Raw genomic sequence first — 15,303 nt, 5'->3', positions numbered from 1 at the left:
AAACGTTTTCTCTTTCCTTCATTCTTATTTCCAAGAAAAGGATTGGTATATCAGAATTGCCTTTTTACCTCGAGAAATTATATAATAGAAGAAACGCTAAGGAGGAAGTTCACATGCTTGATTTCTCATCATTACCAATGGGCGCTACACTGCTGGCACCGGCACATCTGCATCCGCTCATTCGCCAAAAACTTTTACAAACGACCCATGGATTGTTAGGCTTGCGTTTATATACGCTGAATGGTTATCTGTCTGCCCAATCCTTGGAAGATGCGCCAAGTGAGGCTTCCATCTTATTTGCCTATCGCGAGCGTATCAAACCGCTTTCTTCTTCCTTACATATTTATCAAGAAGCTGCTCTCACTTCTGTTTTCTTAAAGGAATGTATGCAGTGCCTTGATGATCTTAAGATATGGCAGATTCCGCTGAGTGTATTAAGCGAACAGGAAGAAGCTCATGCTGAGCGAAAAACTATCCTGACTGCGTTGTATCCAATTGAAACACAAGGCGATTTGATTGTTAAAGCGATTCGTGAAATAGCGCATAAGGATGCACATATGATATATATTTATGATGCTTTCTTCACTCCACAGCAACAACAACTAGTCAACCTGTTGGTTAGGCAAGGTGCTACTTTATTACAGGATGAAGAAATTCCTCATGAACGAAAGTTTTATCATGCAGTGAATAAACGACAAGAAATTGAAGGCTGTGCCCAATATATCTTACGCCATGAGATGAAGGCTGAGGATGTTGCCATCACCTTGGCAGATACCTCGTATATCCCCCTCCTGGAACAAATCTTTACCCGCTATCATATCCCTTATACAAACCTTGTGGCATCCGCTGCCAGCAGCATTATTGTCAAACGCGCACACATGCTGTTGAATTATTATTTACAGCCAACGCAAGAACATCTATTGGCCTGCTTAGATTGTGGTATCTTTCATGAGGAAACTTTATCCTCCTTACTGCAATATTTACAAATTTATCAAAAAGACTTCTTTCAGCCATTTGATCATTTACAAACACTTTCCACCACTTCTCATATTCTGAATGAAACGGATGTGGCAAAGCTGAAAGAAATAGAGGAACGTGCAGAAATTGCCCGACAGCATATCGCTGAACAATTACGACCACTCATGCATCCAGCTTCTTATGAAGAAATGTTACTCACCGTATTAAAACTTTTAAAAAACAGCCTGGGTAACGATATGCAGCAAAGTGCGGTTTTACAAGATGTCATGAACGTTATCAATGAAGTATATCCATATATAAAGGAAAAGGATGATATCACTTTTTTACTACAGTTATTAGCGGATATTACTGTACATTCCACGATTCATCAATTGCAAGGCGTCAGTGTCACCTCACTGAAACAGGGATCCTGTACCAGAAAACATCACTTCTTACTAGGCGCTACACAAAATCAATATCCTGCCTTTATGGCAAAACGTGGTATCTTTGATGAGCACTATTATGAAACTCTGCCTTATCCAAGCATGGAACATCGCTATCAATTGCATCTGAAACAGTTACGTAAGCTGCTAAACCGCAGCCAACATCTCTATATATCCTATCCCTTAGGTACGTATGAAGGAAAATCTTTAGAAGCTGCCTTAGAAATAGAACAAATGTTCGATGAAAGAGCTAAACCCTATCCTTTACAGGAAATGTATGAAAAAGCAGATATTGCGCTGACCATTACTTCGCAAACAGCCCATGCGCTGTTTGTTCGCAATCAGCAAATCAAAGGTTCCATCTCTTCTATTGAACGCTATGTAAAGTGTCCGTTTTCATATTTCCTGCGTTATGGGTTAGGTATTAGAGAACCTATGAAACTAGGCTTTGCGGATTCTTATATGGGAACCCTTTCACATTATCTGTTAGAAACCTTGACTAAGCAACAGGGGAAAGCCTATACAAGTGTATGTGAAACAACGCTTACCGCCTTGATTGACAAGGAAATAGACGCCCTTCAAGAAGTCTTTTCGGACATGCGTACCCGCTTACAGATTTTACGTATCCGTATCGAATCCAGCATGATGCAGACATTGCGACGTTTAGCTTCTTTTGAGGAACATTCTCATTTCCAGCCCTGGCAACAAGAACGCGAATTTCAATATGAAATACCTGTAACATCGGATGTCACACTGGCTTTGCATGGCTTCATTGATCGTTTGGATGTATATGATGATATCCTATGCATTCTGGATTATAAAAGCAGTGCAAAAACACTATCGGAAACAAAAGTATTTGCGGCAATGCAGTTACAGCTTTTAACCTATTCCATCGTCATGGCCAAACTGGAACAAAAAGAAATTATGGGAGCTTATTATCTATCATTAAAAAATGAAAATATTCCCCATCTAGCAGGTAAGCTATCGCGCCGCAAGCCGGTTACCTATACACCGATTGAACAAGCAGATCTACAAGATGCCATCATCAAAACGCATCGCATACATGGATGGACCATGTATCCGAATGTATCCTTATTAGATGATGAAGGCACGCATGTGAGCGGTGTTCGCTGCAATAAAGATCAGCTCATCAAAGCAAGTAAATTATACGACTTACATAGCATAGAACGCTGGTTCACGAGCATTTATCAGCAATTAGCCAAACGTATGCTGGATGGTGATATCGTCATAGAACCAAGTGAAGATGCCTGTCTATACTGTGATTTTCATGCTATCTGCCGTTTCCATGGTATGCCATTTGAACGCAAAGCCATGGTTGAAACAGATGATTCCCTCTATCGGAAAGGAGAGGATGAAGATGCCTAACTGGAATCCCCAACAGCTGAAAGCTATTCAGACAAAAGATAAAAACATCATGGTATCCGCCTCTGCCGGCAGTGGTAAAACCACGGTATTAATTGCCCGCTTAATGGATCTGGTGGTAAAAGATCGTGTTCCGATTGATGCCATTTTGGCTATGACCTTTACGGAGGCGGCGGCCAGTGAAATGAAAAAGCGACTGGCTGCTTCTTTACAGAAAGCCTATGAAGAAACAAAGGATCCTGAGGAACGTGCTTACATCACCCGCCAGCTTACAAGTATACAAACTGCCCATATTTCGACCATCCATTCTTTCTGCTTATCCATTTTACAAGAGTATTACTATATGATTGGCCTAGATGCTACGCGCATCACCAACATCATGGATAATGGAACGATGGTCTTATATCAGGGAGAAGCATTAGAAGAAGCTTTTCAAAACCAATATGCCAAACAGGATAAAGTTTTTATTGATCTTTGTGCCATGTTTTCCTCACGCAGTGAAAATGATGAGGCACTGCGCAAGCTGATTACCTCACTTGCTGTCATGGCATCCTCACAAGCAAATTCCGATGACTGGTTAAACGCTTTGCTCATCCCTTATGATAATATCAAGCATATACAAGATCTGCCCATTGCCATACAAGAAAACTTCTTTTCCTACTTAGCAGTAGAATGTTCGCGTTATGAAGAAGGCATCTTGCGCATTCAGGAACTTTATCGTTACCGCTATGACAGTGAAGTAAAAAAAGCTGCATTAGTAGAACAAAAGGTACAGGCTTTGCCATCTTTACAAGAAACCTTAGCCAAACGTGATTATGAAGACTTTCGTTTAGCCTTTCAATCCATTGCCCATGGAATCCTTCCTCCCTCTCCGGATAAAGAGGATAAAGAATATGTTCATTTGCGTAAACAATCACAAGAATTAGAAGATCGTTTATTAGGACTTTTATTCAGTGAGCAACAATTCATAAAGGATATGCAAGCATTAAAGCCTTACGTTCAAAAGCTGATTGAAATGGTCAAGGATTATCGAAGGAGCTATGCGTGTATAAAACAAGAACAAGCAGTCATTGATTTTGACGATATGGAGCATTATGCACTGGAAATCTTGCAGTGTAAAGATGGTCAGGTAGCACAGCGCTATCGTGAGCAGTTTACTGAAATCATGGTAGATGAATTTCAAGATAGCAATGATGTGCAAAATACCCTGGTTCAATCCATTTGCCGTGAAAATAATGTCTTTCGTGTCGGTGATATTAAACAATCCATTTATGGTTTCCGACATGCCAAACCTTCTTTAATGCGCGGTATCATTGAACAACAGGGTATCTATGATGAAGTCATCTATTTATCAAACAACTATCGTTCGAAAAAAATGATCGTTGATTTTAATAACCTCTTATTTAAACAGTTAATGAATTTAGACGGTTTCTCCTGCCGCTATGCCGATGCAGATGATGTAGAAACCGGCGTTGCAGAACAATTGCAAGACAATGTGCCAATCTGTTTTCATGCCATCTTTCATGATGAGATCAAGAAGGCCAATGCGTTGATTCTCGCTAAAAATGATCTGAAGGCCAGCTATATCGCCAATCAGATATTAGAAATACGTGAAAAAGAACAGCGTCAATGGAAGGATTTTGTCGTACTGGTGAGAGGAAATGCTCGTAAAGAAAATATGAAGAAAGTGTTTGATGAACTGCATATTCCTTATTTTATTGATGTGAAATCCGGTTTCTACCAATCCAGTGCCGTATCGCTGATGCTAAGTGCCTTGCGCGCCATCGAAGATCCGCATAATGATATCGCCTTAATCGCCATCTTACTATCTCCTTTATTCCCTTGTAGTGCAGAACAAATTGCCCAAAGCAAGCTGGCCAAACGTCAAGAGGCACAAAAGGCAAGTCAACAAGCTGCACATAAGGTATATGAATCTAGTTTTTATGCATATTTAAAGGAACATCCTATTCCCGGCTTTCAGGCCTTCGAAGAATTACGCAAAGAATGTTTTGGTTGTTCCCTTACAAAGACGCTGAATCGTTTATATGAGCAAAATAATTATTATGCATTGCATACAAGCGTGCAGGAAAAAACCAATTTGGATCTATTGTTTGAAAAAGGAGCAACCTTTGAACAACAGCAAGCCATGGGCATTCATGCGTTTTTGAATCAGATTGAACAGATTAAAGATGCTCAAACAGCAGAGGCAATACCGATTGGCAGTGAAGCTGATGTCGTCCGTGTCATGAGCATCCATCAATCAAAAGGGCTGCAGTTTCCGGTTGTCTTCTTATGGTCAAATGATGCCATGACAGCAATTGAATTTAAAGATTTATGCATCTGTGACAGTGAATTGGGAATTGCCTTAAAACGAATGGAACTGCCTGAACGCTATGTACGAACAACGATTCCTCGTATCGCCATGGAGCATAAAAAAGATAAAGAAGAGCTAGAAGAAGAAATGCGTATCCTCTATGTGGCAACGACACGTGCTCAGCAACAAATGCATATCGTAGACTGTGTTTTAGACCTGGAACAATATAATAAGCCTTTAACGACTTCTTCTATATACGATCGTGGCGGTTATACCTCCTGGCTCTTACAAACTTTTCTGCAACATCCAAATGACCTTTTCACCATCAAAGAAGTACATACCCTGTGGCAAAGTCTTCCTCTTCAAGAACCGATAAAACCTCAATATCACATACAGCCTTATCATCAAGAGGTGGAAACCTTACAGTTTGCGACAGCTTCTGCGAAAAAAGCTACAGATATAGCAATTACCCTGCAAAAGCCAAAAGGTATGCAGTATGGTACGATGATGCATAAGATGATTGAAGCCTTGGCCAATTCATCATACGAAGATACCGCAATTCGGCAATGTGCGGCACGCCTGCACATAACGCTGTCTGAACAAGATGTTAAGCACCTGCACGACTTATATGAAAACGAAGTCTTTCAGCGATGCTTGAAAACCACCTGTTATTATGAGCTTCCTTTCATGGTGAAGGATGGTGAGGAAGTCTTACATGGTTTCATGGATTTTGTGGCAATACAAGAGAACGGTATTACCATTATCGATTTTAAAACCGATGCCATCTTTTCAGCTGATGAGTTAATAACAAGATATCGGGAACAGTTACTGTTGTATCAAAAGGCTATGAACACGCTATATCCAAACAGTAAGATCGCTTGCTATATTTATTCACTGCATTTATCTGAGATGATTCAAGTCTCATAAATGATTAGGTTATGCAGAGGGTACCAAACGGTATATGGTATCCTCTTTTTTTGTATCTAAATTTATAAAAAAAAGAAGGATTTCTCCTTCTTGAATTCGACTAGTAAGTATATGTGTAAGAGCCTTCATAATATCCTGTGATGCCCTTATAAAGTAATGCACCCTTTTTCAAAGTTCCTGCTGATGAGAACTTAAAGGTTATTTTCTTATAACTATATGGATTAATATTTAAAGCAAAATTAGTAAAAGTTTGATTCGCTATTAATTTACCTGTATAATCATAAATTTTAAAATTAATTTTCTTAAAGTTCTTAACCGTTGTCATACGATTGTTGACTACATAAGTATCTAATCGTAAAGCTCCACCACTATAATAAACTTTTCTAACTGCTACCGAAGGATCACCACGATCATAATCAAATACATTGGTGGAAACATTATAAGATTTTGCGTTTTCTTTTACGCTGACTTTACATTTTGTCGTATACCCGTTTCGTTTCGCGTAAATATATGCCGTACCGGCTTTTTTACCAACCACACGGCCACTGCTATTTACCGTAGCAATGTTTTTATTTGATGAAGACCAGGTAATCTTACCTGTACCGCCATTTACTTTTAAGGTTGTATAAAATCCAGTATATATACTCTTGCTGGTTGCATTCACGCTAGGTTTTTTCACTGTTAATTTACACTGAGCAGTATAACCATTACGTTTTGCCTTAATATAAACAGTTCCAGCTTTTTTCGTTGTGACATACCCTTTGCTGTTTACTGTCGCAATGCTCTTATTGGAAGATGTCCAAGTAATCGCACCGGTTCCACCAGTTACTTTCAGTGTCATATGAGAACCTAAATACAAAGATGCAGAATGCTTATTCAAAGCTGGCTGTTTCACTGTGATTTTACATTTAGAAATTGCCGTCTTTGATTTCGCCGTAATATAAGCAGTACCGGGTCTTACAGCTGTTACTTTCCCATGCTTGTCTACTGTCGCAACACTTTTTTATCAGATGACCATGTTACTGTTCCATAAGATCCCTTAAACGTTAATTTGGTCGTTCCTTTTACATACAGTGATGCGCTGGTCGTTGTTAAACCTCTTTTTAGAACGGTGATTTTACAAGTCTTTGTAATACCATTTGAGGTCATTGCGGTAATCGTAGCAGTACCAGGTGCTTTTGTGTAAACCAAACCAGTACTGTTTACGGATGCAACTTTGGTATTGCTAGAAGACCATGTAATCGCACTGTTTGTTGCATTGCTAGGTGTTAGTGTAGCTTTTAATTGTAAATGTTCATTTGTGTAAAGTGTTTTTGAAATATAATTAAATGAAATCTTTGAAACACTAACATCATTCCTTTGGCTTTCCATCGTTGCTGCTTGTACTGGTCCCATCATGCTAAACACTATAAATAGACTCATCAAACAGCCAATAAGCTTCTTGCATATTTTCATGTTATTCCCCTCCTAAGGCCAATTACGCCTTTAATAGGATTATTATAGCTTCATTTCAGGTACATGGCAATATTTCTCATACAATCGATTAAAGAAAGGCAAGATTTCAGTCTCTTGCCCATTATTTATTTATGATCTAAACGTTTATGGTAAGGTGGATATCATAGAAAATTGTTGCAAATCGCGATTTTGAAGAAATTTTCTAACGGCTTCCCAAATGGAATACATAATATTTTCTAAAACACCAAGCTCCATACTATGAATGATCAGCTGCAGCAGATAATCCTCTTTTCCGGTATTTCGATCATTATCAAACATCAACAACAAAACAGCTATGAGATCATTTTTCTTTAAATACTCCAAATCCTCTTCCACCATATCCCCATTATGAAGTTGCATGGTTTCTTCTCCATGTTGACGTATTTCAGCATACACTTCTTTTGGTATCGCAATACGTCCTTTGCGATAAAATAACTGATCTTCCTCCTGCCATAATACAAAACGATTTGTAAAATCCATGACCCGCTTCGTAAGTGGTAAGCGCCAGTCTTCAAATGGTTCTAATTCGCCACTTTGATTCAGATCTTTAAACGCAAAGCCATCCTGCTCAATTATTTGTATACCTAGGTTGGGATTATAACTTAATGTTTTTCCTCCTTCATTTTCAATGATGTCATGTTCATGTTTATGAGTCAATTTCCATTTCATATAGAAACCTCCTTGTGATCTCTATTGTCAGTATATCACTAAACCCTGGCAAGATATGTCAAGTAATCTTGTGAAATTATGTAATCGTTATTACAAATCCAAAACCTTAGCATGAAGCATAGGAAAAGGGAGCCCAGCTCCCTTTATCATCCCTTCTGCTTATTTTGTTTTCACATGCTTTAAACTACTATAAGAACCATAGCATTTCTTTCCATCTATTGTTTTATAGGCTCTTACCTTTACATAATACGTTTTATTTCGCGAAAGCTTTATCGTTTTACTACTGCCACTCATCGTATAGTTCCATTTCCCCTTGCTACTTGTCGCATATGCAATCTGATAACCGCTGGCACCAACGGCTTTCATGCTTACCTGAAGCTTTCCCTTCGCCGCCTTAACACTTACACTTGGTGCTTTCGGTACAATATTAAAGTTTTTTACAACCGTGCCGGCATAATTACCTTTTCCGGTTATTTGTACAGTTCCCTTACCAACAGATGTGTTTTTTCCATATTTGACAGTATAATCTTTTCCCCTTTTTAATGTCGTCTTTCCATATTTTATAACTACTGCCGGATTCATTCTCTTCCCTGTATAAGAGCGTGTTGTTAAACCTGAATAACTTAACCCTGATATATTCTTTTTTACAATTGTAAAGGATTTCTTTATTGATCCTGTATAATTTCCAATACCTGTGATTTGGATTGTTGCCTTACCAACCGCTGTGTTTTTAGTATAAGATAACTTATAATCTTTTCCTTCTTTTAAAGTTGTTTTGCCTAGCTTGACTGTCACAGAAGGTTTTATCTGTCCTCCTGTATACGTTTTATTTGGGATGGTTGCTACCGTGGCAGAAAGCAGACTGACTGACTTCACCGTTATATTAGCGCTTCCCGTTATCGCTTTATAATTAGGATGTTCAATCTTATAATATACTTTTGTCGTTCCTGCACTGGCTCGTAATGGTTTCTTTGTTGTCCATACGCCAGAAGGACTTGTTCTGTAATGTATGCTACTATCCGTTGGATAGCCACTCAAAGTAATACCATGCGCCTTAGCATCATACGTTCCAGAATAACCTTTCACCGTAGCAGTAGCTGTTTTTTCTTTAGTCAGAAAGAAGAAACCTTTTTGATTCGTCTTAAATGTTAATACGTTATCCTTTTCTACAGCCCTGCCCGCATAAGAAATGCCATTTGTTTTCGGATCATAATTATATAAATTATAATTACCGTTCGAAAGGTTTTCTGCCCGCATATAAATTTCCGCCATACCAGGAATGATCTTAGCATCCTTATTTATAGCATTTTCTAGCTTATGATTTTTAAGATATGTGTTAAGCTGGGTATTGCTTATTTGATCATGCGCTGAAGGTTTAAATGAATTCGTACTATTCGTAATTTTCTTAAACATCATATGATAATCATGAAGATACCCATATTCACCAGAATAGAATATGATCGGCACATCAATTTTCTTTAATGACGTTAATTCTTGAGATGTGAAGGTTGTTGGATGCTTATAATGCATCTTTATCGTATCCTTATACATGCGATAGGCATTTTCACCGTCTGCCAAATCTGAATAATATGCCCCATCATAACAATATTTGTCATGATCTCCATAATAGTAACATTTCTTTTCTATCACTTGACTCGGTAAAACAAAGGCATTAATTTTATTCTTTTGTTTAGCCATTTGATATTCTTTTATCGCATATTCCAACCATTGATTTGAATTTTTTTGTATTTCACCTGTCGCAACATAATTATAAAAATCCGAATAATTAACAGTAAACTTCGTATTATCAAGGCCAGCTTTCACCCCAGTTATAGTCCCATAAACGCCATTTTTTCCTCGTGTTTTACCATCGATATAATAACGAAAATAGCTATCATGTCCTGTATAATCAAATTCACGATAGATTTCTAAGCTATTTTCATTTTGATTACTTTTACATGCTTGTACTTCTTTTGCCGTTCTTGCCCGATTTTGTTTCTCTGCAGCATACAGTGAACTGGCTTCAATTACAGATAATCCCAATAACAAAGCCAAACAAGTAATGAATCCTTTTTTTAAACTAAATTTTTTTAAACTAATTTCAACATTTTTCATACATTTCTCCCTTTCCTTTTTAATATTCAAATGAATTCTTTATATCGTAGCCTCATCTCCTTTATGATACAGTCATTAAATGTCCTAATACATAGATATTCGCTAATCGATCATTGCTTATAATCTTCCATAGCCCATTATCGTTATATACATGATAATATAGTTTTTTGTTAAGTTATAGTTGTGACAAAAGGTGTGACAGGAATTCCATTTAGAGCAGGCATCCAGCAAATCATGTATAGTAAAAGCTGCCTCGTGCATATCAAGTTACAAACAAGAAAAAAACTGTCAGAATATGAGAAAGTTTTATAGCTTTTCACTAAACTACTTTCCGTAATTCTGACAGTTTCTTTTACAATGCCGATAGCTGATGTTTCTATTTGAGAGGATTCTGCTTACTCACTGTCCGCATATTCTCCCATTATCAATGTTGCTATTTTCATAAACTTTTTTGCACATAACCTTTATCTAAAATATGCTCGCATCCCCTGTGTGGATAAAAGATAACACTATGTAAGTGTTAAGCCCTTTTAAAAATAAAATACTTTTCGATCATCCAAGCGCAACAATGCTAATTGTGTATATGCATTATTTGCCGCACACCCACAGTCAATATTAATCACATGTGCATCTTCTATACTTCTATTTCCTGTCCATATCGTGTACGGTCTGCTATCTTGCAAATATAAGGTAGGCGTATGCCCTAAAATTACGCAACGATCATTAAAAAATGCCTCATCTTTTTCGATTCGCTCCCAAACAAAATCCTCAACACACACCTCTGTATCTTTCAGATCTTTCATCCTTACACAGCCACTTTGAAATTGCATGCAAGGATAACCATGCACCAGATAATACTGCTGCTCTTGCACATGTACATCACAATAAGCCAGTGGAAGATCGGCTAGATAAGATAAGATTTCTTCTTGTTCCTTTATTGTCAGCTTTTGAAACTGGGCAATAGTTACCTGGCAGTGATTACGCTGCCAGCGATCCAGGATTAACATCTTATCGTATAAATCCATTTTTTCATCTTTTAATGCCTGATAATACTGCAGCATCATATATTCATGATTTCCCATCAGCATCTTCACATTGCTTCGTTGCATGACATCCTGTAAAATGACGATACCATTAGGGCCACGATCAATCACATCTCCTAAGATATACAAAGTATCCTCTTCATGAATTTTTTCCATCATACGATCATAGCGATCCTTTAATCCATGCACATCACTCATCACATAAACAGCCATAGAATGCTCCTTTCTCAACTAACAGTTGAAATTTTCATAAAAAACTTAACAAATACTCGCTTGTCGTTGCGCTTTTGCTCAACTATAATAAAACCATACAAGGCCATGTATAGAAAGAGGTTTATATGAAATATAGTTTAGGAAATAAAATACGCGAATTGCGCTTACACAAACAGCTGACACAAGAGCAGCTTGCCCAGCTTTGCAAAGTAAGCAGTGCAGCGATTAGTAAATGGGAACATGACCTTTCTTATCCCGATATTACTCTTCTTCCTATTTTAGCACGAATCTTCCATGTGAGTACGGACGAATTACTTAATTTTGAAAGTGAACCAAGTGAAGAAGAAATTGTAGAAATGGCTAAAAAAGCTTTGGAAATGTATCAAAGCGTTCCTTTTGAAGAAGCTTTTGCCTATACGAAAGAATTGTTATATACCTACCCAAACAGTGAATTACTGAAATTGCGCATTGCGTCAAATACGATGTATGTCATGATGTTTGGCGGTGAAAAGAATGGTGCTGTCTATCAAACATTTGCGAAAGAACTATGTGAAGAACTCATCAACAGTACCAGCGATCCTATCAAGGAAGGAGCTGTTATTTTTCTTGTGGATTTTTATATGATGGAAGAAAAATACGACAAGGCAGAACAGCTGTTAGAAAGCTTTCCAAAGCATTTTGATCCAATATCCATGTTGCCAAGCATTTACTTAATGCAAAAGGATTATGTAAAGGCAAACAAATTATTGCAGGAACAATTATATCAGCATTATCATGCCATCTGCATGAATATAATGTCCTTAGCAACCATTGCCAGAAACACACATAAGAAGGAAGAAATTAAAGCCTATCTAGATTTATTAAAGGCACTACAAACAATCTTTCATATGGAAGAGGATATTTCCTTTATGCCGATTACAGAAGGTTATTATGAAGATAAACAAGAAGCCTTGTATTATGTAAAACGCTATGTGGATATGTTGTTGCATTGGGATGAGATGGCAAAACGCAAAGAAGCTTTATTGAAACAAACACTTTGGTTTCAAGAGATTGCATTGGATAAAAACAGCTTACCTACCATTATGGGAAAGGAACAACTGTTACAGCTCTTAGACGATAAAGATTTGGATTATCTAAGAGAGGAAGAAGAATTTCAGGCATTATATAAGAAGATACAAAACAGTTAAATTCGGATGCTGATGCAAAAAGCAACCTATATAGAGAAAGAGTCGTATAAGTGATCATACGGCTCTTTTTAATGAATAGTGATTATTTACATATGTATAGAGTATTCTCTACCCTTTTTCGCCTTGCATCGCATGCCATTTTTGACAATTGCGCAAACGCTCTCCCTGATCTCCTTGCTTTTCATCATAAGCAAAGGATTTTGCTAAGGCGCATGGAAATTGCGCACATTCTCCACAATGGGCAAGCTTTTTTTCTTCAACACAGCTTTTTACCGGACATTGTTCTCCCCAAAATGGTTTTGTAATCTGTAAACAACCGGCACAATTCATCGTGTTTTGAAATTCGCACTTGCTGCAACAGATACCACATCTTGATTCTATCATCTTCATCACCATCGTAATGACATCATCATTACCGATCCTTTCTACCCTTATAGTATAAGAAATGAACACCCTTATTTCATGTAAAAAAAGGACATAATTAGGGATCTTCCTAAACGTTACCTAATCATAAGACTTAGCAAAGATATCTAAGCTCTTGCTGTTTGGTAAATACCTTAGGCAACATGGTCACAAACATCAAAAAAGGGATGCTATTACTTCATCCCTATCTTCGTTATTTCTTTGTCATCTTACGACTTTTATCCGCACAAGCTCGCATACCTTCCATGATGGCACTACGCAAACCTTTTTCTTCCATTTTCATGACAGCCTCAATGGTCGTACCGCCCGGTGAACAAACCATATCTTTAAGCTCGCCGGGATGTTTCCCGGTTTCTAATAACATTTTAGCAGAACCAAGCATGGCTTGTGCCGCAAATTTATAAGCATCTTTTCGCGGCATGCCCTCTAACACCGCCTCATCTGCCATAGCTTCCAAAATCATAAACATGTATGCCGGTGAAGAACCACTGACTACCGTTACCGCCTCCATCATTGACTCCTGTACTTCTGCACATTGTCCAAAGCTTTCAAAGATATCAATGATATCTTCTTTATCATCCTTACTCATCATCTCTCCAAACGCTAGTGCACTCATTGCCTCACCAACAAAAGCAGGGGTATTGGGCATCGCTTTTACTGCTTTCACCTTACGATGAAACATTGCATACAGATCTGCTAAGGTAACACCGGCAGCGATATTCACCATGATTGCATTTGGTTTCACATGCTCTCGTATTTCTTCAATGATCTTGCCATACATATGCGGTTTGACAGCAAGAAATAAAATATCCGCATTGCAGGCTACGGTTTCATTATCACTAATATATAAATCATAAGTTCTGCTTAATGTTTCCAGTTTCTCTGGATGCTGATTACTGACGATCATATGATCGCCATCCACTAACTGTGCCTTCATAATGCCTTCTACCATAGCTTTTCCCATATTGCCACAGCCAATAAATCCAATTGTTTTCATATGTGTTCCTCCTATCGTGTATGGGGTTCCTGTATCAGTTTTCCCAACAAAACAGCTTTTTGCTGTTCATCCTTTGTTTGTTTAAACTCTTCTTGTGTAATTGGATGAATCCATGTCAGATGGACACCTTGTTTTTTAATTGATAAAGCTAAAGCGTCGGCAAAATGATCATCATCTAACAATATGCAATACGATGTATCATGAAGCTGCATATCCAAGGTATGCTGATCAGCCAGACAATCCATTTGTTTCCAAGGCAGCTCGCATAAACCGGCAATTTTTGCAAAGACTTCCATTTGCTCATCTGCGCTATATACATCTTTTCTTAAGGCGATAGCAAACTCACTACGTGCATAAGATTCATAATCATCATAATAGCTATCTGCATTTGGCATCGCAAACATTCCCACACCAATTGTAAATGCATATAGGACTTCATCCTTTTCAAAGGTCATTAACAGACGGCTTGGAAATTGATCCTTATGCAAATCATAACAGTTGCTTGCCTTGTCAAAGATCTTACACAAATCTTCAAAGTAAGGCGTATGATAAGCTTTCCATACCTCATTAAATTCCTGTGCCCAGAAGGCCTTTCCTGCTTGCATGCGTGGTGCTAAAGCTTCATAAGCATCCATCAGCTTCCATCCTACCATCGTATTTTCTTTCAAATTACGGGTATACCCGCTAAAGCTTTTTCCATCAGCCCAGCTTGGGATAATGCTGTAGAGCTCTTTTTGATAATATAAAGCTGCGATATGCCCTTCTTTGCTCCAAACAATTTCAATATTGTCTTCATCCCAAGGTGAAATATCTGTTGGATCCTGCAAAAATTGCTTTGGCAGCATAGGCTGATGATCCTTAGCAATCGCATTCTGATCAAACGCATCCGGTGCTGCTTTCAGATTTTTGACCCAACAGGCACTGCGGGCAATTAAACGCTGTTGTTCATAATCCAAATCATACATATAGAAATAGATGCTTTCACCATCACTGATAACATCTGCCGCAATCGGACATAGCGGTGATTGTGAAAACGCCAAACTTTCTTCTTTTATTTGCTCCATAACAGCCTCCTATTTCTTTCTATTATTATACAAGATATCGCAGACAATGAACAGTTGTTCAAAGAAAATAGTCA

11 protein-coding genes are annotated in these 15,303 nt (G+C 38.0%); 3 read left to right on the top strand and 8 right to left on the bottom strand.

Annotated elements, in window-relative coordinates; genetic code table 11:
• Window positions 1–113: 113 nt before the first annotated feature.
• Window positions 114–2,786, top strand: a complete 2,673-nt coding sequence (locus AC1VS3_RS02500) for a PD-(D/E)XK nuclease family protein (RefSeq protein ID WP_119983427.1) — start codon at window positions 114–116, stop codon at window positions 2,784–2,786.
• Window positions 2,779–6,024, top strand: coding sequence for a UvrD-helicase domain-containing protein (locus tag AC1VS3_RS02495; RefSeq protein WP_412260049.1), 3,246 nt, complete (start codon window positions 2,779–2,781; stop codon window positions 6,022–6,024). Before AC1VS3_RS02500 ends, AC1VS3_RS02495 begins: the two co-directional genes overlap by 8 nt.
• A 100-nt stretch (window positions 6,025–6,124) precedes the next feature.
• Here AC1VS3_RS02495 and AC1VS3_RS02490 read toward each other — a convergent pair whose 3' ends face one another.
• From AC1VS3_RS02490 to AC1VS3_RS02470, 5 genes are all read right to left on the bottom strand, one after another.
• Window positions 6,125–6,919: an Ig-like domain-containing protein gene (locus AC1VS3_RS02490; RefSeq protein WP_481275489.1), complete on the bottom strand. Its 795-nt coding sequence runs from the start codon at window positions 6,917–6,919 to the stop codon at window positions 6,125–6,127.
• 89 nt (window positions 6,920–7,008) lie between these two features.
• Window positions 7,009–7,479 (bottom strand): Ig-like domain-containing protein, encoded by a 471-nt coding sequence (locus tag AC1VS3_RS02485; RefSeq protein ID WP_481275488.1) that lies wholly within the window; start codon window positions 7,477–7,479, stop codon window positions 7,009–7,011.
• A 144-nt stretch (window positions 7,480–7,623) separates the two neighbouring features.
• Window positions 7,624–8,187, bottom strand: a complete 564-nt coding sequence (locus AC1VS3_RS02480; protein WP_008978166.1) for a hypothetical protein — start codon at window positions 8,185–8,187, stop codon at window positions 7,624–7,626.
• Window positions 8,188–8,346: 159 nt separating this feature from the next.
• Window positions 8,347–10,302 (bottom strand): hypothetical protein, encoded by a 1,956-nt coding sequence (locus tag AC1VS3_RS02475; RefSeq protein ID WP_270757358.1) that lies wholly within the window; start codon window positions 10,300–10,302, stop codon window positions 8,347–8,349.
• Window positions 10,303–10,832: 530 nt separating this feature from the next.
• A complete protein-coding gene (locus tag AC1VS3_RS02470) occupies window positions 10,833–11,558 on the bottom strand; it encodes a metallophosphoesterase (protein WP_270757357.1) in 726 nt (241 codons plus the stop codon).
• Window positions 11,559–11,683: 125 nt separating this feature from the next.
• On the opposite strand from AC1VS3_RS02470, the gene AC1VS3_RS02465 reads away from it, so the two are divergent.
• Entirely contained in the window at window positions 11,684–12,745 is a 1,062-nt protein-coding gene (locus AC1VS3_RS02465; protein WP_196029261.1) for a helix-turn-helix domain-containing protein, read from the top strand.
• 108 nt (window positions 12,746–12,853) lie between these two features.
• Here the strand turns inward: AC1VS3_RS02465 and AC1VS3_RS02460 are convergent, their stop codons facing one another.
• The 3 genes from AC1VS3_RS02460 to AC1VS3_RS02450 form a co-directional block, all read right to left on the bottom strand.
• Window positions 12,854–13,129, bottom strand: a complete 276-nt coding sequence (locus AC1VS3_RS02460; RefSeq protein WP_117547914.1) for a DUF3795 domain-containing protein — start codon at window positions 13,127–13,129, stop codon at window positions 12,854–12,856.
• A gap of 232 nt (window positions 13,130–13,361) precedes the next feature.
• The gene (proC, locus tag AC1VS3_RS02455) at window positions 13,362–14,165 is read right to left on the bottom strand and encodes a pyrroline-5-carboxylate reductase (RefSeq protein WP_008978159.1); all 804 of its coding nucleotides are present in this window, start codon (window positions 14,163–14,165) and stop codon (window positions 13,362–13,364) included.
• Window positions 14,166–14,176: 11 nt separating this feature from the next.
• Entirely contained in the window at window positions 14,177–15,229 is a 1,053-nt protein-coding gene (locus tag AC1VS3_RS02450; protein ID WP_270757356.1) for a suppressor of fused domain protein, read from the bottom strand.
• Window positions 15,230–15,303 lie beyond the last annotated feature (74 nt).

The sequence above is a fragment of the Longicatena sp. genome (assembly GCF_982403165.1).
Note: the sequence above shows the minus strand (reverse complement) of the source record. Positions and strands in the feature narration are given on the sequence as shown.

Excerpts from the sequence above, each read along its gene's own strand:
- AC1VS3_RS02500 (WP_119983427.1), top strand. The coding sequence starts at position 114 with ATGCTTGATTTCTCATCATTACCAATGGGCGCTACACTGCTGGCACCG.
- AC1VS3_RS02495 (WP_412260049.1), top strand. The coding sequence starts at position 2,779 with ATGCCTAACTGGAATCCCCAACAGCTGAAAGCTATTCAGACAAAAGAT.
- AC1VS3_RS02485 (WP_481275488.1), bottom strand. The coding sequence starts at position 7,479 with ATGAAAATATGCAAGAAGCTTATTGGCTGTTTGATGAGTCTATTTATA.
- AC1VS3_RS02480 (WP_008978166.1), bottom strand. The coding sequence starts at position 8,187 with ATGAAATGGAAATTGACTCATAAACATGAACATGACATCATTGAAAAT.
- AC1VS3_RS02475 (WP_270757358.1), bottom strand. The coding sequence starts at position 10,302 with ATGAAAAATGTTGAAATTAGTTTAAAAAAATTTAGTTTAAAAAAAGGA.
- AC1VS3_RS02470 (WP_270757357.1), bottom strand. The coding sequence starts at position 11,558 with ATGGCTGTTTATGTGATGAGTGATGTGCATGGATTAAAGGATCGCTAT.
- AC1VS3_RS02465 (WP_196029261.1), top strand. The coding sequence starts at position 11,684 with ATGAAATATAGTTTAGGAAATAAAATACGCGAATTGCGCTTACACAAA.
- AC1VS3_RS02460 (WP_117547914.1), bottom strand. The coding sequence starts at position 13,129 with ATGATAGAATCAAGATGTGGTATCTGTTGCAGCAAGTGCGAATTTCAA.
- proC (WP_008978159.1), bottom strand. The coding sequence starts at position 14,165 with ATGAAAACAATTGGATTTATTGGCTGTGGCAATATGGGAAAAGCTATG.
- AC1VS3_RS02450 (WP_270757356.1), bottom strand. The coding sequence starts at position 15,229 with ATGGAGCAAATAAAAGAAGAAAGTTTGGCGTTTTCACAATCACCGCTA.